The 22,654-nt window shown below is 68.7% G+C and carries 22 protein-coding genes, 1 tRNA gene and 1 pseudogene; 17 read left to right on the top strand and 7 right to left on the bottom strand.

From position 1 onward, the window contains the following. The first annotated feature begins 83 nt into the window (after positions 1–83). From BW730_RS07735 to pyk, 5 genes and pseudogenes are all read left to right on the top strand, one after another. Positions 84–428 (top strand): TraR/DksA family transcriptional regulator, encoded by a 345-nt coding sequence (locus tag BW730_RS07735; protein WP_335340889.1) that lies wholly within the window; start codon positions 84–86, stop codon positions 426–428. Next, positions 401–655 (top strand): signal peptidase II, encoded by a 255-nt coding sequence (locus tag BW730_RS18085; RefSeq protein ID WP_145952768.1) that lies wholly within the window; start codon positions 401–403, stop codon positions 653–655. Before BW730_RS07735 ends, BW730_RS18085 begins: the two co-directional genes overlap by 28 nt. Then, entirely contained in the window at positions 625–939 is a 315-nt protein-coding gene (locus tag BW730_RS07730; protein WP_158522530.1) for a signal peptidase II, read from the top strand. The genes BW730_RS18085 and BW730_RS07730 overlap by 31 nt, the downstream gene beginning before the upstream one ends. Next, positions 936–1,849: pseudogene (locus tag BW730_RS19205) on the top strand (RluA family pseudouridine synthase). The gene BW730_RS07730 and the pseudogene BW730_RS19205 overlap by 4 nt, the downstream one beginning before the upstream one ends. A gap of 64 nt (positions 1,850–1,913) precedes the next feature. Continuing rightward, positions 1,914–3,341 carry a pyruvate kinase gene (gene pyk / locus BW730_RS19200; RefSeq protein WP_226997138.1) on the top strand — a complete coding sequence of 476 codons (1,428 nt, stop codon included), beginning with the start codon at positions 1,914–1,916 and terminating at the stop codon, positions 3,339–3,341. Between the two features lie 48 nt (positions 3,342–3,389). Here the strand turns inward: pyk and BW730_RS07720 are convergent. Further along, positions 3,390–3,472 (bottom strand) — tRNA-Leu (locus BW730_RS07720). Between the two features lie 135 nt (positions 3,473–3,607). On the opposite strand from BW730_RS07720, the gene BW730_RS07715 reads away from it, so the two are divergent. After that, positions 3,608–4,186: an ANTAR domain-containing response regulator gene (locus BW730_RS07715; protein WP_077685741.1), complete on the top strand. Its 579-nt coding sequence runs from the start codon at positions 3,608–3,610 to the stop codon at positions 4,184–4,186. 56 nt (positions 4,187–4,242) lie between these two features. Here the strand turns inward: BW730_RS07715 and BW730_RS07710 are convergent, their stop codons facing one another. Further along, positions 4,243–4,665 (bottom strand): PaaI family thioesterase, encoded by a 423-nt coding sequence (locus tag BW730_RS07710; RefSeq protein WP_077685740.1) that lies wholly within the window; start codon positions 4,663–4,665, stop codon positions 4,243–4,245. Between the two features lie 37 nt (positions 4,666–4,702). Between BW730_RS07710 and polA the strand changes: the two genes are divergently transcribed. Further along, complete coding sequence (gene polA / locus BW730_RS07705; protein WP_226997137.1) at positions 4,703–7,384, top strand: DNA polymerase I; 2,682 nt, start codon at positions 4,703–4,705, stop codon at positions 7,382–7,384. Between the two features lie 15 nt (positions 7,385–7,399). Here polA and BW730_RS07700 read toward each other — a convergent pair whose 3' ends face one another. Continuing rightward, the gene (locus BW730_RS07700) at positions 7,400–8,140 is read right to left on the bottom strand and encodes a class F sortase (RefSeq protein ID WP_077685738.1); all 741 of its coding nucleotides are present in this window, start codon (positions 8,138–8,140) and stop codon (positions 7,400–7,402) included. Positions 8,141–8,328: 188 nt separating this feature from the next. Between BW730_RS07700 and rpsA the strand changes: the two genes are divergently transcribed. Continuing rightward, on the top strand, positions 8,329–9,768 hold the full coding sequence (rpsA, locus tag BW730_RS07695) for a 30S ribosomal protein S1 (protein WP_077685737.1): 1,440 nt from the start codon (positions 8,329–8,331) through the stop codon (positions 9,766–9,768). Between the two features lie 79 nt (positions 9,769–9,847). Here the strand turns inward: rpsA and BW730_RS07690 are convergent, their stop codons facing one another. Continuing rightward, positions 9,848–11,473 (bottom strand): hypothetical protein, encoded by a 1,626-nt coding sequence (locus BW730_RS07690; RefSeq protein ID WP_077685736.1) that lies wholly within the window; start codon positions 11,471–11,473, stop codon positions 9,848–9,850. Between the two features lie 153 nt (positions 11,474–11,626). Between BW730_RS07690 and BW730_RS07685 the strand changes: the two genes are divergently transcribed. The 8 genes from BW730_RS07685 to coaE all read left to right on the top strand — a co-directional run bounded on the left by BW730_RS07685 (position 11,627) and on the right by coaE (position 19,259). Continuing rightward, entirely contained in the window at positions 11,627–12,622 is a 996-nt protein-coding gene (locus BW730_RS07685; RefSeq protein WP_145952767.1) for a substrate-binding domain-containing protein, read from the top strand. A gap of 116 nt (positions 12,623–12,738) precedes the next feature. Beyond that, the gene (locus BW730_RS07680; RefSeq protein ID WP_077685734.1) at positions 12,739–14,109 is read left to right on the top strand and encodes an extracellular solute-binding protein; all 1,371 of its coding nucleotides are present in this window, start codon (positions 12,739–12,741) and stop codon (positions 14,107–14,109) included. Next, a complete protein-coding gene (locus BW730_RS07675; RefSeq protein ID WP_077685733.1) occupies positions 14,109–14,996 on the top strand; it encodes a carbohydrate ABC transporter permease in 888 nt (295 codons plus the stop codon). Before BW730_RS07680 ends, BW730_RS07675 begins: the two co-directional genes overlap by 1 nt. Then, positions 14,993–15,808, top strand: coding sequence for a carbohydrate ABC transporter permease (locus tag BW730_RS07670; protein WP_077685732.1), 816 nt, complete (start codon positions 14,993–14,995; stop codon positions 15,806–15,808). Before BW730_RS07675 ends, BW730_RS07670 begins: the two co-directional genes overlap by 4 nt. Positions 15,809–15,810: 2 nt before the next feature. Continuing rightward, complete coding sequence (locus tag BW730_RS07665; RefSeq protein WP_077685731.1) at positions 15,811–16,545, top strand: sulfatase-like hydrolase/transferase; 735 nt, start codon at positions 15,811–15,813, stop codon at positions 16,543–16,545. Between the two features lie 50 nt (positions 16,546–16,595). Next, the gene (locus BW730_RS07660) at positions 16,596–17,090 is read left to right on the top strand and encodes an alkaline phosphatase family protein (RefSeq protein ID WP_077685730.1); all 495 of its coding nucleotides are present in this window, start codon (positions 16,596–16,598) and stop codon (positions 17,088–17,090) included. Next, complete coding sequence (locus BW730_RS18475) at positions 17,087–18,607, top strand: PHP domain-containing protein (RefSeq protein ID WP_077685729.1); 1,521 nt, start codon at positions 17,087–17,089, stop codon at positions 18,605–18,607. The genes BW730_RS07660 and BW730_RS18475 overlap by 4 nt, the downstream gene beginning before the upstream one ends. 58 nt (positions 18,608–18,665) lie before the next feature. After that, the gene (gene coaE / locus BW730_RS07650; protein ID WP_193432370.1) at positions 18,666–19,259 is read left to right on the top strand and encodes a dephospho-CoA kinase; all 594 of its coding nucleotides are present in this window, start codon (positions 18,666–18,668) and stop codon (positions 19,257–19,259) included. Here the strand turns inward: coaE and BW730_RS07645 are convergent. After that, the gene (locus BW730_RS07645; protein ID WP_077685728.1) at positions 19,249–19,770 is read right to left on the bottom strand and encodes a TetR/AcrR family transcriptional regulator; all 522 of its coding nucleotides are present in this window, start codon (positions 19,768–19,770) and stop codon (positions 19,249–19,251) included. The two genes, coaE and BW730_RS07645, sit on opposite strands and share 11 nt — an antisense overlap. A gap of 83 nt (positions 19,771–19,853) precedes the next feature. Here BW730_RS07645 and BW730_RS07640 point away from each other — a divergent pair, with 83 nt between their 5' ends. Continuing rightward, on the top strand, positions 19,854–21,356 hold the full coding sequence (locus BW730_RS07640) for an MFS transporter (protein ID WP_077685727.1): 1,503 nt from the start codon (positions 19,854–19,856) through the stop codon (positions 21,354–21,356). On the opposite strand, the gene BW730_RS07635 is transcribed toward BW730_RS07640, so the two are convergent. Both BW730_RS07635 and BW730_RS07630 read right to left on the bottom strand, forming a co-directional pair. Then, positions 21,353–21,904, bottom strand: a complete 552-nt coding sequence (locus BW730_RS07635; protein WP_077685726.1) for a dihydrofolate reductase family protein — start codon at positions 21,902–21,904, stop codon at positions 21,353–21,355. The genes BW730_RS07640 and BW730_RS07635 overlap by 4 nt on opposite strands. Before the next feature lie 15 nt (positions 21,905–21,919). Continuing rightward, on the bottom strand, positions 21,920–22,651 hold the full coding sequence (locus BW730_RS07630) for a class I SAM-dependent methyltransferase (RefSeq protein ID WP_077685725.1): 732 nt from the start codon (positions 22,649–22,651) through the stop codon (positions 21,920–21,922). Positions 22,652–22,654 lie beyond the last annotated feature (3 nt).

The following is a 22,654-nucleotide window of genomic DNA, read 5'->3' as shown; positions in this document are numbered from 1 at the left end:
CTGAGATGCCGACGTCGAAGAAAGCCGCTCCCGCGGTTGTCCTCCCTGTTCTCGACGGAGAAGATCCGTGGACGGCTGAGGAAGTGGAAGAACAGCGCGCCGAACTCCAGGAGGAACTGGAGCGGGTAGAGCGCAGGATCGCCACGACCGAGGCTGAGCTCGAATCCCTGCTCAAGGGCGGTACTGACGGGGCCGGCCGCGACCCCGCGGACGTGGGTTCCAGCAACTTCGAGCGCGACCAGGAGGTCTCGCTCGCCGCAAACGTCAAGGAGATGGCCGAGCAGTTGCACCTGGCGATCTCGCGCTTCGACGACGGCGAGTACGGCCTGTGCGAGGTGTGCGGTCAGCCGATCGGCAAGGGGCGCCTTCAGGTGTTCCCGCGCGCGACCCTCTGCGTGACGTGCAAGCAGCGAGAGGAACGACGCTGAGCGTCCGGTACCGGGGCGTCGGCCTGATCGCCGGCGGCATCGCCTTGTTGGGGATCGGCATCGACCAGGTCGTCAAGTGGGCGAGCGCCACGTTCCTGACGCCTGGCGAGCCCGTCGAACTGCTCGGCCCGCTCCTCAAACTCAACCTGATCCGTAACCCCGGTGCCGCCTTCGGGATGGGCTCCGGGTCACCATCGTGTTCTCCATCTTCGCGATCGTCGCGCTGATCGGCTGCCTCGGCTACGCGCTGCCGCGCATCACCCGGCTGTGGCACGGCATCGCGCTCGGGCTGTTGATGGCGGGCATCGCTGGCAACCTGGTCGACCGGATCTTCCAGCCTCCTGCCGCGCTGCACGGACACGTCATCGACATGTTCCAACTCCCCAACTTCGCGATCTTCAACGTCGCAGACATGTGCATCACGTTCGCGGCGGTCATCATCGTCATCATGAGTTTCCGCTCCGACCGTGCCGCCAAGCGGGAGGCCGAGGCCGAGAAGGCCAAAGCGTGAGCCTGTTCATCATCCCCGACGCGCTCGCGGGCGACCGCGTGGACGCCGCCGCCGCACGGGTCTCCGGCTACAGCCGGTCCAAGGTGGAGGACTTCATCGAGGCCGGGGCGATCCTGCTCGGTGGGGTCCCCGTCGCCAAGGCGTCCCAGCGCGTCGCCGCCGGAGAACTGCTCGAGATCGTCGAGGCCCCGCCCGCTCCGGTCGCACCGCCCAAGCTCGCCGACGGCGTCAGCATCGTCTACGAGGACGCCGACCTGGTCGTGGTCGACAAGCCCGTCGGCGTCGCGGCGCATCCAAGCCTCGGCTGGGAGGGCCCGTCGATCACCGAACACCTCGCAGCAGCAGGCATCGCGGTGAGCACCTCCGGCGCGGCGGAGCGGCAGGGCATCGTCAGCCGCCTCGACGTGGGAACGAGCGGCCTGATGGTGGTCGCCAAGTCGGAGGTCGCCTACTCGGTGCTGAAGCAGGCCTTCAGGGACCGGGTCGTCGACAAGACCTACCACGCGCTGGTGCAGGGGCATCCGGACCCGTTCGTCGGCACCATCGACGCGCCGATCGCGCGGCATCCCGGCGCCGACTGGAAGATGGCCATCATCGACGGCGGCCGCGCGTCGGTGACCCACTATCAGACGCTCGAGGCGCACCGCGCCGCGACGCTGCTCGAGGTGCACCTCGAGACGGGCCGCACGCACCAGATCCGCGTGCACATGGCCGCCATCGGCCATCCGTGCGTCGGCGACCCGCTGTACGGGGCCGATCCGACACTCTCGGCGCGCCTGGGGCTCGAGCGGCAGTGGCTGCACGCCGTCGGGCTCGGGTTCGTGCACCCGACGCGGGGGAGTACGTCTCGTTCGAGTCGCCCTACCCGGCCGACCTGGCCCGCGCGTTGGAATCCGTGCGCGAAGGCTGATCGGTTCTGCCCACTGGTTCGCCCGCTGTGGGTCGAATCGGGCAGGTCGGGTAGGGTATGCACCGTGCGTAGAGCAAAGATCGTTTGTACCCTCGGCCCTTCTGCCGAGACTGTTGACCGCCTCGTCGAACTCGTGAACGCCGGCATGAATGTCGCGCGTCTCAACATGAGTCACGGCGACTACAACGAGCACGGCAACCGCGTGAAGAACGTGCGTGCCGCCTCCGAGATCACGGGCAAGACCGTCGGCGTGTTCGCCGACCTGCAGGGCCCTAAGATCCGCCTCGGCCGTTTCGCCGATGACGCGAAGATCATCCTGGAGCCCGGCGCCCGTTTCACCATCACCACCGACGACATCCTCGGTGACCAGGAGCGCTGCTCGACGACCTACAAGGGTCTCCCCGGAGACGTCAAGGTCGGCGACCAGATCCTGATCGACGACGGCAAGGTCGGCATGCGGGCCATCGAGGTCACCGACACCGACGTGGTCTGTGAGGTCACCGTCGCCGGCCCCATCTCGAACAACAAGGGCATCAACCTGCCCGGCGTCGCCGTGTCCGTCCCCGCCCTCTCCCAGAAGGACGAGAACGACCTTCGTTGGGCGCTCGGCCAGGACGTCGACATGATCGCCCTGTCCTTCGTGCGTTCCGCCGACGACATCAAGCGCGTCCACGAGATCATGGACGAGGAGGGCCGCCGCCTTCCCGTCATCGCGAAGCTGGAGAAGCCGCAGGCCATCGCCAACCTGCAGGAGATCATCGACGCATTCGACGCGTTCATGGTCGCCCGCGGTGACCTGGGCGTCGAGCTTCCTCTCGAGGAGGTGCCGCTCGTCCAGAAGCGCATCGTCCGCGCCGCCCGCAAGTGGGCCAAGCCGGTCATCGTCGCAACCCAGATGCTCGAGTCGATGATCTCGAACCCGCGCCCGACCCGCGCCGAGGCCTCCGACGTCGCCAACGCGGTGCTCGACGGCGCCGACGCGGTGATGCTCTCCGGCGAGACCTCCGTCGGCGACTACCCGGTCGAGACCGTCTCCACCATGGCCCGAATCGTCGAGAAGACCGAGCGCGAGGGCCACGCCGAGATCCACACCATCGACTGGGACCCCCACACCACGGGCGGCATCCTGGCGAAGGCCGCCGCCGAGGTCGCTGAGCGCATCGGCGCCCGCTACCTGGTGGCGTTCACCAAGTCGGGCGACACGGGCCGCCGCCTGGCGCGCCTGCGTTCCCCGATCCCGATGCTCGTGTTCTCCCCGGAGAAGTCGACCCGCCAGCAGCTCACCCTGACGTGGGGCGTCGACACCCAGATCACGCCCGAGTTCACGGAGCAGGAGGAGATGGTCGAGGCCGTCGACCACCACCTGCGTGACCGCGGGATGATCGAGGTCGGCGAGCGCATCGTCATCGTGTCCGGCTCCCCGATGGGCGTGCCTGGCAAGACGAACAACCTGCGCGTGCACAAGATCAAGGATCAGCTCGAAGAGCAGTGAGCTGATGTGTGAAGGCCGGGAACCCGATCGGGTTCCCGGCCTTCTGCGTGCCCGGAAGGGGAGTCGAACCCCTATGGCCTTTCGGCCAGACGGGTTTGAGCCGTCCGCGTATACCATTCCGCCACCCGGGCAGGGCGTGCAACATTGTAGCCAGATTCTCATCTGTGCCGCTCAGTGGGCAAATCGCGCCCAAGACGGGTAATATTCCCCCAGGTTGACCAGCGAAGCTCGCCTCCCAGGGCGAGGGAAAAGTGCCCACGAATATTATGAACAAGAAACCAACTGTGATCGTTGCCGAGGACGAGGCCCTTATCCGCCTCGACCTCGTCGAACTGCTGACCGAAGAAGGGTACAACGTCGTCGGCGAGGCCGCCGATGGTGAAGAGGCGGTGAAGCTCGCCCGCGAGCTCGACCCCGACCTCGTCATCATGGACGTCAAGATGCCGAAGATGGACGGCATCAGCGCCGCCGAGATCATCGCGGAGGAGCGGATCGCCCCGATCGTCATGCTGACCGCGTTCAGCCAGCGCGACCTGGTGGAGCGTGCCCGCGACGCCGGGGCCATGGCCTATGTCGTCAAGCCGTTCGGGGCCTCCGACGTGGTGCCCGCCATCGAGATTGCGATGGGGCGCTTCCAGGAGATCACCGCGATCGAGGAGGAACTCGCAAGCCTGGAGGACCGCTTCGAGTCGCGCAAGATCATCGATCAGGCGAAGGGCATCCTGCAGCAGGACCTCGGCCTGACCGAGCCCGAGGCCTTCCGCTGGATACAGAAGACGGCCATGGACATGCGCAAGTCGATGCGCGACGTCGCCGAGGGCGTCATCAGCCACAAGAAGAAGTAGCCCCAGACGCTGACCGCCGAGCGCCGCCACCCCTCGGGGTGCGGCGCTCGTTGCCGTTACGGGGTGGGGCGGGAAGCGGGCGGCAGCGGGACCATCTGGCAGGTGAGGCGGCCGGTCGCCGTCTGCCGTCCCTCGTCGTCGACGATGTCGACCTGGTAGGTCACCACAGTGCGGCCCAGGTGGACCGCGGTGGCGGTGCCCGTGACCCTGCCGGACCGCGCGGAGCGCAGGTGTGTGACGTTGAGGTCGACCCCGACGCCCGCCCGGTCGGGCCAGCCGTAGGCCATCGCAGCGAAGGACCCGAGAGTCTCGACCATCGCTGCCGAGGCGCCGCCGTGCAGCAGCCCGAGCGGCTGCTCGTTGCCTGCCACCGGCATCGAAGCGACCACGCGTTGCGGGGACATCTCGGTGATCTCGAGGCCCAACTTCTGGTCGAGCGGGGAGATGATCGACTCGGCCCACTGCGGCACTTGGTTCATGACCGGCAACTCTGCCACATTCGGTAGGCTCGGCCGGGTGAACACCCCTGGAAAGCTGCTGCTGATCGACGGCCACTCGGTGGCCTACCGCGCGTTCTTCGCGCTCCCCGTCGAGAACTTCGCCACGAGTACCGGACAGCACACCAATGCGGTGTTCGGGTTCACGTCGATGCTGATCAACGTGCTGCGCGACGAGCAGCCGACGCACCTGGCGGTCGCCTTCGACGTGGCGCGCGAGTCGTTCCGCACGGAGGAGTACCCCGAGTACAAGGCGAACCGGGCGAAGTCGCCTGACGAGTTCAAGGGCCAGGTGCAGCTCATCAAGGAGGTGCTCGACGCCCTCAACGTCGCATACGTCGAGAAGCCGGGATACGAGGCGGACGACATCATCGCGACGCTGTCGACGCAGGCCGCCGCCGACGGCTTCGACGTGTTCATCGTCTCGGGCGACCGCGACGCCATGCAGTTGGTCAACGAGCGCGTCACGGTGCTGTATCCGCGCAAGGGCGTCTCCGACCTCGCACGGATGACCCCGGAGGCCGTCGAGGAGAAGTACCTCGTGCCGCCGGCGGTGTACCCCGAACTGGCGGCCCTCGTCGGCGAGACGAGCGACAACCTGCCCGGGGTTCCCGGCGTCGGCCCGAAGACGGCTGCCAAGTGGCTGACGCAGTTCGACGGCCTCGAGAACCTGGTCGCCCGCTCCGAGCAGGCGCCAGGCAAGGCGGGCGAGTCGTTCCGCGCCCACCTCGACGACGTGGTGCGCAACCGCAAGCTCAACGCGCTGGTGCGCGACCTCGACGTCGACCTGGCGGTGCCGGAGACCGCGCGCCACGAGTGGGACCGCGAGAAGGTGCACACGCTGTTCGACGCGCTCGAGTTCCGCGTGCTGCGCGAGCGGCTGCTCGAACTCGCCCCCGCGGAGCCGGTGGCGACCGAGAGCTTCGAGGTGGCGGGCGCCCGGCTGACCGGCGACGACCTCGCCCCCTGGCTCTCCACGCACGCCCAGGACACCACCGCCGTCGAGTTCGTCGGGACCTGGGGAAGCGGCACCGGTGACATCACCGGGATCGCCTTCGCGGCCGGTGACGGCGACGGCGCCTTCGTCGACACCGCCGACCTGACCCCCGCAGACGACGCCGCCCTCGCGGCCTGGCTGTCCGACCCGGAGCGCAGGAAGCTGGTCCACGAGGCGAAGGGGCCGATGCTCGGCTGCTGGGCCCGCGGCTGGGACCTGCAGGGCGTCGAACTGGACACGCTGCTCGCCGCCTACCTGCTGCGCCCCGATCAGCGGACCTACGACCTCGGGGATCTGGCCGTTCGTTATCTCCACCGCGACCTGAGCGCCGCGGCGCAGCAGCACGACGACGACGCGCAGGCGGCGTTCTCCTTCGACGAGGACGAGGCGGACGAGGCGGCCGACGCCGCCCTGCTTCGGGCCCGTGCGGTCTTCGACCTCGCGGAGGCGCTGACCGGTCAGCTCGAGGAACGCGGTGCCGCTCGGCTGATGGAGTCGGTCGAGGTGCCGCTGCAGCGCCAACTGGCGGTCATGGAGCGGGTCGGGGTCGCCGTCGACGTGGAGCGTCTCGAGCGGCTCCGCGACGACTTCGACACCGCCGTCGCCGCGGCCCAGCAGGCCGCGTACGACGTCCTGGGGCACGTGGTCAACCTCGGCTCACCCAAGCAGCTTCAGGCGGTGCTCTTCGACGAGTTGGAGATGCCGAAGACCCGCAAGACCAAGTCGGGCTACACCACCGACGCGGAGGCGCTGGAGTCGCTGTTCGCGAAGACGGCCCACCCGTTCCTGGAGCACTTGCTTGCGCACCGCGACGCGATCCGGCTGCGGCAGACCGTCGACGGCCTGCTCGCGGCCGTGGCGCCGGACGGGCGCGTCCACACCACCTACGTCCAGACGATCGCGGCGACCGGCCGGCTGTCGTCGACCGACCCCAACCTGCAGAACATCCCGATCCGGACCTCGGTCGGCAGGCAGATCCGCTCGGCCTTCGTGCCGGGGGAGGGCTACGAGTCGCTGATGTCGGCCGACTACTCGCAGATCGAGATGCGCATCATGGCGCATGCGAGCGGCGATGAGGGTCTGATCGACGCGTTCGCCTCGGGCCGCGACTTCCACGGCGAGATGGCGTCTCTGGTGTTCCGCGTCGAACCAGACGACGTCACCTCGGAGATGCGCGCCCGGATCAAGGCCATGAACTACGGCCTGGCATACGGCCTGTCCGCCTACGGGCTGTCCAACCAACTGAAGATCTCCGTCGGCGAGGCCAAGGGGCTGATGGAGGACTACTTCTCCCGCGTCGGCGGCGTGCACGACTACCTGGCGGGCATCGTCGACCAGGCGCGGAAGGTCGGCTACACCGAGACCATGCTCGGCAGGCGCCGCTACCTTCCCGACCTGACCACCACCAACCGGCAGCGCCGCGAGATGGCGGAGCGGGCGGCGCTGAACTCGCCCATCCAGGGCTCGGCGGCCGACGTCATCAAGGTCGCGATGATCAACGTCGGCGACGCGCTGGAGCGGGAGGGGCTGAAGAGCCGCGTGCTGCTGCAGGTCCACGACGAACTGGTGCTCGAGGTGGCGCCGGGGGAGCGTGAGGCGCTCGCCGTCCTGGTGGATCGGGAGATGGAGGGCGCCTTCGATCTGGCGGTGCCGCTCAGCGTCTCGGTGGGGGTCGGCCCGAACTGGGAGTCCGCCGCACACTGACGGCGGCCCCCCGCGCTATGAGACCTGGACCGGCTCGAAGTTGAAGAACACGCGAGACTCCCACACCTCTGTGGAGGCCTTGAAGTCCCAGCAGATGATGATCGTCAGGCTGGGATCGCCCTCGAAGTCGACCATCACGTTCGAGTCCGGGTCGTAGTCGTCGATGAAGATCTTCTCGGCGCCGGTGTACTGGAAGCACTTCACCTGGCCGGCGTCACCGTACAGTTTGATGACGTCGCCGGGCTGGAACTGCGACTTCCCGTCGGCGAACATCTCGTTACCGAGCGCCTTGCCCGTGCGGTACGTGTGAATGCTCAGGATCGACTTGCCCTTGTCTGAGCCCGGCTGGGGGCCGCCGCTCCACCAGGAAGCCATCCTCGGCTCGTCCAGCGGGGGAGCGGCGATGTTGCCGTCCTTGTCGAGGTTCAGAGCCACGATCGGCTCGTCGACCCCGAAGCGCTCGATGCTGAAGCGGTTCGGCACGAAGCCGTCCCCGACCACTGTGCAGTTGGCCGCCGCCGGGTTGGCTGAGACCGTCGGCGACGCGGCGGGCGCGGACGTCGCGGCCTCGGTCGGAGGCTTCGGCAGCTCCTCCTGCTGTGTCACGAGGGTGGTCGGCTCGGGGGACGGTTCTGCCTTGTCCCCGCTTCCGCGGGTCAGCGCGAACACGAGCAGGCCGATCACGACGACGATGGCGACGATGATGATGATCAGCCGGGTACGATTGGGCTTCGGTGCGGTGGAGGCGTGGGACACGCGGCCAGCTTATGCGGTCGTCAGGTCCAGCCGAAATGTCGCTGAGGCAGGCGCCCACTTGCCGGGTTGCCCCACGCACCCGCGCGGGGTAGGCTGGTCGGGCGCTGTGGCCTGTACTGCCTCGGACGGAGCAGGCAGTGCCGACAAGGGCCACCAGTGCGTTACAGCTTTATTCGGAGCCCTACTACATGACCTCCTCTACTGAGGCCTCGACTGTCGCAGTCGACGACTTTGGCTCGCCCGAGGCCTTCATGGCCGCGGTTGACGCCACCATCAAATACTTCAATGACGGAGACATCGTCTCCGGCACCGTCGTCAAGGTTGACCGGGACGAGGTCCTGCTCGACATCGGTTACAAGACCGAAGGCGTCATCCCCTCCAAGGAACTCTCCATCAAGCACGACGTGGACCCGTTTGAGGTTGTCCAGGTCGGCGACGAGATCGAAGCTCTCGTCCAGCAGAAGGAGGACAAGGAAGGCCGTCTGATCCTGTCCAAGAAGCGGGCTCAGTACGAGCGCGCCTGGGGCACGATCGAGAAGATCAAGGAAGAGGACGGCGTCGTCACCGGCTCGGTCATCGAGGTCGTCAAGGGCGGCCTCATCGTCGACATCGGCCTGCGTGGCTTCCTGCCCGCGTCGCTGGTTGAGATGCGTCGCGTCCGCGACCTCCAGCCCTACGTCGGCATGGAGCTCGAGGCCAAGATCATCGAGCTCGACAAGAACCGCAACAACGTGGTCCTTTCGCGTCGTGCGTGGCTCGAGCAGACCCAGTCCGAGGTTCGTCACACGTTCCTCACCCAGCTCCAGAAGGGCCAGATCCGCAAGGGTCAGGTCTCCTCGATCGTCAACTTCGGCGCGTTCGTCGATCTCGGCGGCGTCGACGGCCTCGTGCACGTCTCGGAGCTCAGCTGGAAGCACATCGACCACCCGAGCGAGGTTGTCGAGGTCGGCATGCCCGTCACCGTCGAGGTGCTCGAGGTTGACATGGACCGCGAGCGCGTCTCCCTGTCGCTGAAGGCCACCCAGGAAGATCCGTGGCAGACCTTCGCCCGCCTGCACCAGATCGGCCAGATCGTGCCGGGCAAGGTCACCAAGCTGGTTCCGTTCGGTGCGTTCGTGCGCGTCGGCGAGGGCATCGAGGGCCTGGTCCACGTGTCCGAGCTGGCCGAGCGTCACGTCGAGATCCCGGAGCAGGTCGTCTCGGTCGGCGACGACCGGATGGTCAAGGTCATCGACATCGATCTCGACCGTCGCCGCGTCTCCCTGTCGCTGAAGCAGGCGAACGAGGGCGTCGACGTCACCGCGATCGACTTCGATCCGCAGCTCTACGGCATGGAAGCCTCCTACGACGACCAGGGTAACTACATCTACCCCGAGGGCTTCGATCCGGAGACCAACGACTGGAAGGAAGGCTTCGACGAGCAGCGCGCTGCTTGGGAGGCCCAGTACGCCCAGGCACAGGCTCTGTGGGAGGCGCACAAGCGCCAGGTCGAGTCGGCAGAGACCAGCGAGCGCGAGCTCTCGGTCGAGGCCGGCGCCGGCTACACCACCGAGTCCCCGGTTGAGGGCTCGCTTGCCTCCGACGAGTCGCTGCAGGCCCTGCGCGACAAGCTGGCTGGCAACAACTGACGCAGTCCGTCTCCGCGAGGGGCGTCGATCCGAAGGGATCGGCGCCCCTCGCGGCATGTCCGGGGTGTGTCCCCAGCGGTCACCTGGTGCGGGTCAGCGTGAACTCGGGGGAGACCACGGTGTGCGTCTTGCCGTTGACCAACGTGTAGCTCGCAGTGACCCGCCAACGAGTGGTCCCGACGGTCCCTCGCCCGTAGGTCAGGGGGAGCGTGTAGTCATTGCCGCCGTACTTCTGGTTGCTGCTTCCCGCGTGGAAGACGTCCAGGTATGCGGCCTTGGTCTGCTGTGACGTGGACCACTTGCCGTTCAGTAGCACCTGCGTCGAGAAGGTGATCGGGACGCTCCGATTGACCGACGCAGCGTTGGTGAGGCTTCCCCACACGGAGGTCGTCTGGTTGATCCGCTTGGTTCCCGCGCTGGAGGCGGAGAGTCGAGGGCTGGCGGTTCTGACGATGATCTTCTCGGGGCCGATCTTCGTGTACCCGTATTTGTCCTTGGCGACGATGCGGAAGCGGTACTCCCCGGCGGTGCCGCGCCCGTAGGTCAGCGGGAGCGAGAACGTCCCCGTCGTCGTGGTGGTCGACTGCGACGCGGCCCACTTTCCCTTGATCTGGACCTGGCTCGTCACCGTGACCGGGCCTGGCAGTCCCTTGACGACGCCGCTGACGGTGACCGCGTCCCCGGTGCCGTACATCCAGTCGTAGCCCGACCACGCAGGGGTCGCCGAGGACTTCGTCACGGCAACCGACGCCTGTGGCGAGTCGGCGCGCGAGACGACGAACGGGTCGCTGACCGCGGACGCGCCACCCCCGGAGGCCACGACCCGGTAGCGGACGTCCCCGACGAGGCCGCGCCCGTAGGTCAACTCGAGAGTCGTGGGCCCGGTGACGCCGGTCCTGGTCTGCGAGGTCGCCCATGCGCCGTTGATGAGAACCTGCGTCGACACCGTACGCGGGCCGCCGAAGCCCGGCGTCTCGACCCGCACAGAGCCAGCCTGCAGCCGGTCATACCCCACCGAGCCCGTGATGTCCGTGAAGACGTGGGGGCGCGACGCTACCCAGGCCAGGGTCACCTCACCAGCGAAGTACCGGTAGGACCGCATGGTGTACCACGCGCGGTACGCCTGCGTCCGCGGAGCCAGGCTGACCTCATCCACCGCGCTGAACTCCGGCATCGTCACCCCGTCGCTGGAGGACGCCTTGACCCAGGCGTCACCGACCTTCTTCTCGACGGTCAGGACCGACACCTGGCCGACCGCGCGCATCGGGGTCTTCGCGAGGACCTGGGAGTGCTGGCCCACCTCCGCCGAGCCCTGTGGGAAGGTCCGGAGCGCAGAGGTGCGCTCGAACGTGAAGTCGTGGCGCGCCACCTCTGTGCCGTCGGAGGTAACGCTGATGAACGCGTCATGGCTGCCCACGCCGCCGTAGGGAAGGACGTTGTTGATAGTGAAGGGCGACGAGGTGATGGTGCTTGTCGTATACGACTCCGGCAAGCCGACGATTCCCATCGTCCTCGTGACGGGCACCGGCCCCGTGTAGGTACCTCGCACCGCGATGGGGTCGCCGACCGCCGCCGTCGGGGTAGTGGTGATCTGCAGGGTCGCGGCCGTCGGCGCCGGGCTCTCATCAGCCTCGGCCGACAGGCCTGCACCCAGCAGCAGGATGGACAGGGCGAGCGACGCGGCCCTGCGGTGAACTGACGTCATGGCGCCCCCTCGAACAGATGCGAGAAAAGTAGCAGCCTCAATCGGCGGGCGGGCGGGTATTCACGGAAGTCAGCGCCCGGTTGCGCGGCCATCGTGCACGGCGGCTCGCGGGGCGGCGTCACGGGCGTGCGGTGCTCCGACTACCATGTGCCCATGGCCCCGAAGGAACCCGTGCGCATGCTCGACGTCGCGCAGGAGGCGGGGGTCTCGCGGGCAACCGTCAGCCTGGTGCTCCGCGGCGAGGGCGTCATCGGGCAGGAGACCCGCGACCACGTCGTCTCGGTCGCCAAGCGGCTCGGCTACGTCTACGACCGGCGCGCCGCGCAACTGCGATCTGGCGCCTCCAACGTCGTCGGCCTCATCATCACCGACAGCCGCAACCCGTTCTTCATGGAGTTCACCGACGCCATCGAGGGGCCGCTGGCCGCGGAGGAGAAGGTGCTGCTCGTCGCGTTCACCCACGACGACGTGGAGAGCCAGCGGCGCATCCTGCGGCGGTTCATCGAGGATCGGGTCAAGGACATCATCCTGGTGCCCGCCATCGGCACGACCGCCGCCGAACTGCAGGAACTCAAGACGGTGGCCAACGTGGTGCTCGCGACCAGGCCCGTCAGGGGGAGCGGGTTGCCGTGCGTGGCGAGCGACGCGACGTTCGGGTCCCGCACGGGCGCGGAGCATCTCCTGTGGCACGGCGCCAAACGACTCGCCTTCTACGGTGGCATCAGCGACTCGCCGACCAGGCGCCAGCGGGCCGCGGGGTTCGCCGCCGCGGTCGCGGAGGCGGGGGCCGAACTGGTCGCTCCGTGGAACGTGGCCAGCCACCCGTCGGCTGAGCAGGTGTTCGGCCAGGTGAAGGACCTGATCAGGCTCGGCGAGGTGCCCGACGCGATCGCATGCAACAGCGACCCGATCGCCTTCGGCGTGATGCGCGCCCTCGCCGACTCCGGCGTCGCGATCGGCGAGGAGGTCCGCGTCATCGGCTTCGACGACCTCGCCTACTCCAGCCTGTGGCGCCCTTCGCTGACGTCGCTGCGCGTCGAGCCGAAGGTGCTCGGCGAACTGACCGCGGGCGCGATCCTGAGGCCACGCCGAGGCGGACACCTGCACAAGCCAACGTTGGTGACCCGGGAGTCGTGCGGCTGCCGCTGAAGCCCGCCTCCAACTGATCCAGCTGCACCCCTTGACGATGCCAGGGGCAGCACTTTACGATCACTAGATCGATCTACTAACAATCACTGGATCGATCTACCGGAAGGGTGTTCGGGATGGAATTTCAAAGGCGAAGCTTCCTCAGGGCTGGTCTCATCGGGGCGGGTGGCCTTGCCACCGGCGCGCTGGTGACGGCCTGTGGCAATAACGACGGGATGATGGGGGAGAGCGCAGCCCCCACCTCGAGCGGCGGCGGTGGGGGCGGCTCGGCGGTCAAGGCGATCACCGTCGCGACCGCGACGACGCCGTGGCTGGACAGCTACAAGGCAATCGTCGCCGAGTATGAGAAGGCGACCGGCGTGAAGGTGACGCTGCAGGACTTCCCGTTCGACGGCCTGCAGACGCAGCAGATCACGGCCATGCAGCAGGGCTCCAACGCGTTCGACGTGTTCCAGATCAACGAGGGCTGGGTCGGCCAGTTCTACGGCCAGTCCTGGATGCGGCCCCTCAAGGAGATCGACCCCTCCTTCGAATGGGACCCGGGGATCGCCGAGTTCGACGGCCTCGGCCGCTGGGACAGCAAACTCCAGATCACGAGCGCCGACGGTGAGGTCGTCGCCCTGCCGCTCAACGGCAACATCCACATCCTCGCGTACCGCAAGGACCTCTACGACAAGATGGGCCTCAAGCCCCCGACCACGTGGGACGAGGCGATCGCCAACGGCAAGCGCGCCGTGCAGGAGGGCCTCTGCAAGTACGGCTACGTCACCCGCGGGCAGGGGGCGCCGGGCGGCAACTCCGTCACCTTCGACTTCTCGGCCGTGCTGCACAGCTACGGCGCCGAGTGGATCGACAACCCGGGCACCGACTGGACCTCCGGCATCACCACGCCCGCGGCGGAGGAGGCGGCGGCCAAGTACCAGGAACTGCTCGCCCTCGGCCCCGCCAACCCGCAGACCATCGACCAGGCCGCAGTCATCGCGGCGATGCAGTCCGGCGACGCGCTGCAGGGCCACATGGTCGTGGCCATCGCGCCCCAGCTTGAGAACCAGGACAAGTCGAACGTCGCGGGCATGATCGGCTACGCGCCCGTCCCCGCGGGACCCGAGCGGCGCTCCCCGATCAGCGGCGCCTGGACCTTCGGCGTGCCCGCCGGCCTCCCGGACGACCGCGCGAAGGCGGGCCTCGACTTCATGAAGTGGATCACGAGCAAGGAGGCCCAGACGAGCTGGGCGAAGGGCGGCGGCGTCATCACCCGCTCCGATGTGCTCGACGAGGTCGGCTCCGAGATCCCGCAGCTCGGGGCGATGCGCGACTCGCTCGCCGACGTGCACCAGGGCATCCGGTTCCCCTTTGGCCACGCCCTGCTCGCCTCGACCGAGGTCAACCTCAACAAGATCGTCGCGGGACAGTCCTCCATCCCTGACGGGTTCAAGGTCATCGCCGACGACACCGCCAAGGCGGTCACAGAGGCGGGGCTCGGCTGATGCGCGCCGCCCGCCGCCTCGGTGGGTTCAGGTTCTGGTCGATCGTGCCCTTCCTCGCGGTCACCCTCATCTTCGGTGTCTACCCCTTCCTCCGCGTGATTCAGATGGCCTTCGGGTCGGTGAATCTGCGCGGGGGAGGGATGACGTTCGAGTTTCGCGGGCTCCAGAACTTCGAACGCGCCTTCTCCGACGAACTGTTCCGCCACAGCGTGGTCATCAGCTTCGTCTTCGTGGTCGCCTCGACCGTGCTCAGCGTGGTCTTCGGGACCGCCCTTGCGATCCTGACCGACCGCGCCACCAAGCTGCAGAACCTCGCCCGCAACGTCCTTGTCTGGCCCGCCATCATCGCCCCCGTCGTGGTGAGCGTGCTCTGGGTCCTGATCCTCAACCCGCAGATCGGCGTCCTGAACACCATCCTCGAGGCGATGGGCGCACCGGAACAGGGCTGGCTCGGTGACGGCGTCGGCGCCATGGCGGCCATCATCGCCGTCGACGTGTGGCACTGGACGCCGCTGGTGTACCTGCTGGTCTACTCGGCCCTGAAGTCCATCGACAGCGAGGTGCTGGAGGCGTCCTCGGTCGACGGCGCCAACCGCAGCCAGACCACCTGGCACATCGTCATCCCGATGCTGCGCCCTGCGCTGATCGCCGCCACCGCGCTGCGCGTCGTGATGGGCGTCAAGGTCTTCGACGAGATGTACCTGCTGACCCGCGGCGGCCCTGGCGACTCGACGACCATCATCAGCCTGCTGATCCGCGGGATCGTCTTCGACAGCGTCGACCTCGGCTACGGCTCGGCCGTCAGCCTCGTCACCATCGCGCTCGTCGTCATCCTCGCGCTCCTGATCGTCGGCGCGCGGGCCCTGCTGAAGCGGAGGACCTCATGAAGCGCAGTACCTGGGGAAGCGAGGCGACGCTCGCCATCTCGATGGTGATCATCGTGGTGCCGATCGTGTGGCTGGTCGTCACCGCGTTCAACAGCCCACGCAAGATCATCTCGCGAAGCTTCGAGTTCTCGATGAGCAACTTCGCGCGGCTGTTCGAGCCCGGCTCGGTGGTCGGCGCCCAGATCCTCAACTCCGTCGTGATCGCCGTCGCCGCCACCGTCGTGACCATGGTGGTCGCAGCGCTGGCAGGCTACTCGCTCAGCAGCCTCGGCTGGTCAAAGCTCGTGACGGGGATCCTGCTCGGGCTGAGCGCCCTGATCCAACTGATCCCTCCCATGACGCTGGTGCCCGGCCTCTACGTCGTGCTGCAGCAACTCGGCATGCTCAACAGCCTCGGCGGCCTGATCATCCTCAACGTCTTGTTCAACCTGCCGTTCGCGACGCTGATGCTGAAGGTCTACTTCGACGCGCTCCCGCCCGCCATCCGCGAGTCGGGCCTGGTGGACGGCGCCTCGGAGGCGAGGATCTTCTGGTCGCTGATCCTGCCGCTGGTCAAGCCTGGCCTCGCCGCCGTCGGGATCTACGTCCTGATCATGGCCTGGAACGAGTTCCTGTTCGGCCTGACCATGACCTCGGGCGGAGCGAGAGCCCCGATCACCGTCGGCATCGCGGCGCTCGTCCAGCCACAGGAGATCACTTACGGGCCGATGGCGGCAGTCGGGGCGCTCACCGTTGTTCCGATCATCATCCTGGCGATCGTCGCCAACCGCCAGATCGTCGCCGGGCTGACCGGCGGAGCAGTGAAGGGATAGCCATGCCACCCACGCCGGACACGCCCAACGTCCTGCTCATCCACGGCCACGACATGGGCCGCTGGCTGTCGTGCTACGGGCTGCCCAACGTCCCCACCCCCAACCTGAACGCCTTCGGCGACACGGCCATCGTGTTCGAACAGGCGTTCTCGGCGGCGCCGCTGTGCACCCCGTCGCGCGGGGCGATGCTGACGGGCATGCTTCCGCACGCCAACGGGCTCAACGGCCTGTCGCACGACTCCTGGTTGTACTTCGACGACGTCAGGACGCTGCCCGAGTACCTCTCGGACGAGGGCTACCTGACCACGTTGATCGGGCTGCAGCACGAGAACCCCGACCCGCTGGTGCTCGGCTACGAGCAGGTGCGCGGGCTCGGGTTCCTGCCAAGGAGCGAACCGGTCGTCGACGCGATGCTCGAGTGGCTCGCCGAGCAGGACGGGCAGCGGCCCTGGTTCTGCAACGTCGGGTGCTGGGAGGCGCACCGTCCGTGGCCCGAGACGGACTACGTTCCGGCCGATCCCGCGACGGTGCACGTGCCCGCCTACCTGCCGGACAACGAGCACACCAGGGCCGACATCGCAGCCATGTACGGGGCGCTCGCGCAGTTCGACGAGAACTTCGGTCGGCTGCTCGCCGAGGTCGACGACGAGACGCTCATCATCGTGACCACCGACCACGGCGTGCCCTTCCCCGCGCCAAGAGCACGCTGCTCGACTCGGGGGTCGGCGTCACCCTGATCGTGCGACCGCCCCGCAGTTGGGCAGTCGCTCCGCGCCGGGAGCACGCCATGGTCAGCCACCTCGACCTGGTGCCCACGCTGGTGGAACTGGCCGGGGGAGAGCGGCGCCCCGAGTGGGACGGCGTCTCGCTCGTCGGCCTCCTCAAGCGCGACGAGCCCCAGCCCGACCGCGAACTGGTCTTCGAGAAGACCTACCACGACGGGTACGACCCGGCCCGCGCGCTGCGGACGAAGGACCGCAAGTACATCCGGCACTTCGTGCCCGGCCCGAGGCTCGCGCTCGCCAAGGACCTCGAGGCGAGCCTCACCCGCCAGGGGATGGGCGACGCGCACCTCGAGCCGAGGGAGATGGAGGAGTTCTATGACCTCACAGTCGACCCTGACGAGTTGACGAACCTGTCGACCGACGAGGGCCTCGCCGACCAGGTCGCCGACTTCCGCGAGCGGCTCACCGCCAAGATGCGCGACGGGGGCGACGAACTGCTCGACGGCGACATCGCCCCGATGCCGCACCCGCAGCGCCCAACCAGGTCGCGTCCGTGACCAGGCGGAGCGGACTGCCTCTCTATGAGGGCCTCGGCGCCTACGTCGGCGACCTGCACAACCACTGCGGCATCAGTTACGGACACGGGCCGCTCTCGGACGCGCTCGCCAACGCGCGCCTGCAACTCGACTTCGTCTCGGTGACGGGCCACGCCGCGTGGCCGGACATGCCCCCGGGCGACCGGCTCGCTGGGCTGCGCCAGTACCACCTCGACGGCTTCGAACGTCTGCGGCGGTGCTGGGACGACGTGCTCGCCGCCGTCGAGGAGTCCCACGAGGACGGGCGGTTCGTGACGTTCCCCTCGTTCGAGTGGCACTCCATGGAGTACGGCGACCAGTGCGTCTACGCCGAGTCCGGGCCCCTGCCGCTGCTCGAGGCGCCGACGCTCGCGGCGCTGCGCGACCAGGTGCGGGCGCTGTCCGAGCCGGGCAGGCGCACCATGGTGCTGCCGCACCACGTCGGCTACCGGCGGGGTTTCCGCGGCGCGAACTGGGACGCTTTCGACCCCGAACTGACCCCGCTCGTCGAGATGGTCTCGATGCACGGCGCGGCCGAGACCGACGACGGGCCACGCCCGTACCTGCACACCATGGGCCCCGTCGACGTGGATTCCACGGTCTGGCGCGCCTGGGAACGCGGCCTCCGGTTCGGGGTGATCGGCTCGACGGACCACCACAGCGCGCACCCCGGCAGCCACGGCTATGGGCGCGCCATGGTCTGGTCCGACGGCCTGAGCCGGGGGGCGCTGTGGGACGCGATGGCGGCGCGTCGCACGTACGCGGTGACCGGCGACCCCATGGTCGTGGCGACGCAGGTTGCGGGGGCGCCGATGGGTGCCGACGTGATCCACGAGGGCCCCGTACCGATCCAGGTCGAGGTGCGGGGACTCGACGAACTCACGGGCGTCGAGGTGCTCAGGAACAACCGCGTCATTCACCGCGCCCACCCGCAGGCAGGCGTCGACGGCGAGGGCGTGTGGCTGACGGGTGTGAGCGTCGGCTGGGGAGAGGCGGGTGTCCCGCAGGACTGGGACGTCACCGTCGAGGTGGTCGACGGGGTCCTCGAGGTCGTCGAGCCTCGACTGCACGGCCACGACATCGTCGACCCGCTTGCCGCGCTCCCGGAGAGCTACTCGTTCACCCGGTGGCAGCGGGTCGGCAGGGACCGCATCGAGTTGAGCACCCTCACCCGGGGCAACCCCACCGTCCGCACGGACGCCACCCAGGGCCTCAGCCTGCGGGTGCGGGGCGACGCGAACACGCACCTGATCGTGACGGCCAACTCCCGCACGTGGTCCGCCAGCATCGGCCAACTGGCCGACGGCGCCACGACGGGCTACCTGGACGGGTTCGTCTCGGGGGCCGTCCGGTTGCACCGGGCGGTGCCGGAGTCGGCGACGGTGGTGACGGCCGAGATCCTCGACGATGAACCCCGCGACGCGACCGCCTGGTACAGCGTGCGGGCCTCGCAGCGCAACGACCAGCACGCCTGGAGCAGCCCCACCTGGGTCGACTGACCGGCTGGCGGAGGGCTGGCTGCGGTGCGACCCCCGCGCCGCCGCTAGGCTGACGGCCATGCAGAGGATCGCGCTCACTGGCGGCATCGCGTCCGGCAAGTCCTTCGTCGCCGACGAGTTCGCCGCGCTCGGCGCCGTCATCGTCGACTCGGACCTGATCGCCCGCGAGGTGGTCGAGCCGGGCACGCCGGGGCTGGCGCAGGTCGTCCAGCGCTTCGGCGAGGGCGTGCTCGCCGAGGACGGCTCGCTCGACCGCGCCCGGCTCGGGGCCATCGTCTTCTCCGAGGACGCGGCGCGCGCCGACCTGAACGCGATCGTGCACCCGCTCGTGCGGCGTCGCGCGGCCGACCTGGAGAGGGCCGCGCCGGAGGGCTCCGTGGTGATCCAGGTCATCCCGCTGCTGGTCGAGACCGGGCTGGACGAGGGCTTCGACACCGTGCTGGTCGTCGACGTGCCCGTCGAGGCGCAGATCGAAAGGCTGATGCGCCGCAACGCCCTCACTGAGGCCGACGCGCTGGCCCGGATCAACGCGCAGGCAGACAGGGGCCGCCGGCTCGCGGCCGCGACGCACGTGATCGAGAACTCGGGATCCCGCTCCGCGACGCGCGAGCGGGTGCGAGAGGTGTGGCGCGACCTGAGCGTCAGCGCTTGACGGAGGCGCGCAGCGTCTCGACGACGCTCAGCAGCGCGTCGATGTCGTGCGGCGTCTCGGCCTGGAACAGCGCGTTGTAGTACAACCCGTCGCCCATCAGCACGATGGCGCGCGACACGGCCTCGTCGCCGATCTCCTCGCGCACCACGGCGGCCCACGCCTCCTGCGCGCGGCGGAGGACCGCCGCGGCGGCCGGGTGCTGGTCGCTGCCGAGGCGGCTGAGCGCGATCAGCGTGCGGTCGAAGGGAGTGGTGGTCTCAGCCGAGGTGCGCAGGTAGGCGACGGCCGGGCCAGCCTCGTCGTGTCGCAACCGCTCCAGGTACTCGGCGCCGAGCGAGTCGGCCCGGTCGACCAGGCCGAGGATCAGCGCCTCGCGGTTGGGGAAGTGGTACAGCAGGCCGCCCTTCGACACCTTCGCCCTGGCGGCCACCGCGTCGAGGGTGGCGGCGCGCTCGCCCTCGGTCGTGAGGATCACCTCGAGGGTGTCGAGAATCCGGTCGCGTGCTGACATGTCGAAGAGCCTATCGCGTTTGAACTGTACCGTCTAGACGGTTAAGCTGATCGGGTTTGCTCGTGAAGGAAGGTGAACTCGACATGACGATCACGGAGGCGGCGACGTCCGCGAAGCTCCGCTGGGTGGCCCTAGCTGTGCTGATGCTTCCGGTGCTGCTGGTGGCCATCGACGGGACGGTGCTCGCGTTCGCCGTGCCAAAGATCTCGGAGGCGCTCAGCCCGACGGGGGCCGAACTGCTGTGGATCGTCGACGTCTACGCTCTGGTGCTCGCGGGCCTGCTCGTCCCGATGGGCAGCCTGGGAGACCGGTTCGGCAGGCGGAGGATGCTGCTGATCGGCGCGACCGGGTTCGCGGCCATCTCCGCCGTCGCGGCGTTCGTGCCGACCGCGGGCGCCCTGATCGCGGCGCGCGCGGCGATGGGCTTCTTCGGCGCGATGCTGATGCCCGCGACGCTCTCGCTGATCCGCAACATCTTCACCGAGGCCAACGAGCGGCGCATCGCGATCGCGATCTGGGCCGCTGGGTTCAGCGGCGGCGCGGCGCTCGGCCCCATCGTCGGGGGCTTCCTGCTGGAGCACTTCTGGTGGGGATCGGTGTTCCTGATCGCCGTCCCGATCCTGCTTCCGCTGCTGATCGGTGGGCTCAAACTGCTTCCCGAGTCGCGCGACCCCAACCCCGGCCCGATCGACGCGCTCAGCACCCTGCTGGTGCTGACCGCCATGACGAGCCTCGTGTGGAGCATCAAGTCCGTGGCGATTTACGGCCCGAGCCTTCCCGTGGCGGCCGCCTTCGGTCTCTCCCTGGCCACGGGCGTCTGGTTCGTTCGTAGGCAGTTGGGCCGGCCGGTGCCGATGCTCGACGTCCGGCTGTTCGCCAACCCGGTGTTCAGCGGTTCGGTCGCGGCCAACCTGCTCAGCCTGTTCTCGATGGTCGGGTTCCTGTTCTTCGTGTCCCAGCACCTCCAACTCGTCTCCGGGAAGTCCCCCGTGGAGGCCGGGCTGGTGCTGCTGCCCGGGCTCGCGGTCACGGTGGTCGCGGGGCTCGTCGTTGTCAGGCTGGTGCGCCGCTTCAGCCCTGGCACCCTTGTCGTCGCCGGCCTGCTTCTCAACGCGGTCGGCTACGCGGTGGTCATGGTCAGCGGCAAGGCGGGCTCCGATCTCGGCCTGTTGATCGCCTTCGCGATCCTCGGCGCGGGCGTCGGGATGGCGGAGACGATCTCGAACGACCTGATCCTCTCCAGCGTCCCCGCCGCGAAGGCGGGCGCCGCGTCCGCGATCTCGGAGACGGCCTACGAGGTCGGCTCGGTGCTCGGCACCGCGGTGCTCGGCGGCCTGCTGACCGCCATCTACCGCGGCGGCGTGGTGCTGCCGGAGGGGCTCACTGCGCAGCAGGCGGCGACGGCGGGGGAGACCCTCGGCGGCGCCACCGACGTCGCGTCCCAACTGCCCGCCGGCCTTGGGGGACAACTGCTCGCCTCGGCGCAGGCGGCCTTCGACTCGGGTGTCATCGTCACCTCGGCCATCGGGCTCGGTCTGATGATCGCCGCAGCCGTGCTGGCGCGGATCACGCTGCGGCGCGCCTAAGCCACCCGGTAGCGCAGGTACGCGATGGAGTCGTCGAGGGTCGCCTGCTCGACGAGGCGGAGGTCCTGACGGCGCTCGTGGCGCGCGAAGAACGGGATGCCGCCGCCGACGAGCACAGGGAAGATCCGTAACCGGTACTCGTCGATCAGGCCGAGGTCGGCCGCGTCGGCAGCCAGGTCGGCCCCGCCGATGGCGATCTCGCCGCCCGGTTCGGACCTGAGCCGGGCGATCTCTTCAGCAAGTGGCCACTGCGCGAGCCGGGTGTTTCCCTCGACCTTGCGGAGGGTGTCGGAGAAGACGACCTTCGGGAGCGCCCGCCAAATCGCGGCGAACTCGACCTCGTCGGCCTCCCACGTCGGGTCGTCGTGCTCCCAGTAGACCATCGTCTCGTACAGCCTCCTGCCGAGCAGGTGCACGCCGACGCCGCGCACCTCCTGCGTCGCGGCGCGGAAGGCCTCCGGGCCGGGCACCGACCAGTCGAACCGACCGTCGGGCCCGACGATGTAGCCGTCGAGGGACATGGACATGGAATAGACGACATCGCGCATGGCGACCCCCTTCGTTCAGCCCAGTGTGAACCGCCAGGCCTGCGTTGTGTAGCCCTCCGTGACGGTGTCGCCCGCGTTGGCGTCGAGGAGGGCCCGCCAGCGGGCGAGCCGATCGGCCTTCGTCGCGTCGTCGGCCACCATGAACGGCGAGTGCGTCGTGCGGATCCGCAGATAGTCCTCGGCGGGCACCTCACGGCTCCACCGGAAGATCAGCTCCTGGCAGGCGCCGAGCGGTTCGCGCACATCGGGGCGCCCTTCGCCCAGCAGGGCCGTGCCGCGCAGCGCATCCTGGATGGCCTCGAACTCCTCCTGCCAACCGGCCGAGGGCACGTGCATGTTCCACACCAGCGCGAGCGTGCCTCCCGGGCGAAGCAGCCTTGCCGCCTCCGCCGACGCGGCCGCCGGATCCATCCAGTGCCAGGCCTGAGCGACCAGGATCGCGTCGAAGGATCCCGACGGCAGCCCCGTCGACTCCGCGGTCGCCTCGACGGCGCGGACCTCCGGGAGACGCTCGCGCAGCACGCCGAGCATCGACGTCGACGGATCGACAGCGGTGACGGCGAGGCCGCGCGCGACGAGGGAGTCGGTCAACCGGCCGGTGCCCGCGCCCAGGTCGAGCACGTCGACGGCGCCATCCGGAAGCATCCAGTCGACGACCTCGTCCGGGAACGGCGGCCGCAGCCGGTGGTACTGGTCGCCGATCGTCTTGAAACTGTCGGCCCGCTCGCGCCGGTTGTCGGTGGTCATGGA

Source organism: Tessaracoccus aquimaris (assembly GCF_001997345.1).
Taxonomy (GTDB): Bacteria; Actinomycetota; Actinomycetes; order Propionibacteriales; family Propionibacteriaceae; genus Arachnia; species Arachnia aquimaris.
Note: the sequence above shows the minus strand (reverse complement) of the source record. Positions and strands in the feature narration are given on the sequence as shown.

Excerpts from the sequence above, each read along its gene's own strand:
- BW730_RS07715 (WP_077685741.1), top strand. The coding sequence starts at position 3,608 with ATGAACAAGAAACCAACTGTGATCGTTGCCGAGGACGAGGCCCTTATC.
- BW730_RS07710 (WP_077685740.1), bottom strand. The coding sequence starts at position 4,665 with ATGAACCAAGTGCCGCAGTGGGCCGAGTCGATCATCTCCCCGCTCGAC.
- rpsA (WP_077685737.1), top strand. The coding sequence starts at position 8,329 with ATGACCTCCTCTACTGAGGCCTCGACTGTCGCAGTCGACGACTTTGGC.
- BW730_RS07690 (WP_077685736.1), bottom strand. The coding sequence starts at position 11,473 with ATGACGTCAGTTCACCGCAGGGCCGCGTCGCTCGCCCTGTCCATCCTG.
- BW730_RS07685 (WP_145952767.1), top strand. The coding sequence starts at position 11,627 with ATGGCCCCGAAGGAACCCGTGCGCATGCTCGACGTCGCGCAGGAGGCG.
- BW730_RS07680 (WP_077685734.1), top strand. The coding sequence starts at position 12,739 with ATGGAATTTCAAAGGCGAAGCTTCCTCAGGGCTGGTCTCATCGGGGCG.
- BW730_RS07675 (WP_077685733.1), top strand. The coding sequence starts at position 14,109 with ATGCGCGCCGCCCGCCGCCTCGGTGGGTTCAGGTTCTGGTCGATCGTG.
- BW730_RS07670 (WP_077685732.1), top strand. The coding sequence starts at position 14,993 with ATGAAGCGCAGTACCTGGGGAAGCGAGGCGACGCTCGCCATCTCGATG.
- BW730_RS07665 (WP_077685731.1), top strand. The coding sequence starts at position 15,811 with ATGCCACCCACGCCGGACACGCCCAACGTCCTGCTCATCCACGGCCAC.
- BW730_RS07660 (WP_077685730.1), top strand. The coding sequence starts at position 16,596 with ATGGTCAGCCACCTCGACCTGGTGCCCACGCTGGTGGAACTGGCCGGG.
- coaE (WP_193432370.1), top strand. The coding sequence starts at position 18,666 with ATGCAGAGGATCGCGCTCACTGGCGGCATCGCGTCCGGCAAGTCCTTC.
- BW730_RS07645 (WP_077685728.1), bottom strand. The coding sequence starts at position 19,770 with ATGTCAGCACGCGACCGGATTCTCGACACCCTCGAGGTGATCCTCACG.
- BW730_RS07640 (WP_077685727.1), top strand. The coding sequence starts at position 19,854 with ATGACGATCACGGAGGCGGCGACGTCCGCGAAGCTCCGCTGGGTGGCC.
- BW730_RS07635 (WP_077685726.1), bottom strand. The coding sequence starts at position 21,904 with ATGCGCGATGTCGTCTATTCCATGTCCATGTCCCTCGACGGCTACATC.
- BW730_RS07630 (WP_077685725.1), bottom strand. The coding sequence starts at position 22,651 with ATGACCACCGACAACCGGCGCGAGCGGGCCGACAGTTTCAAGACGATC.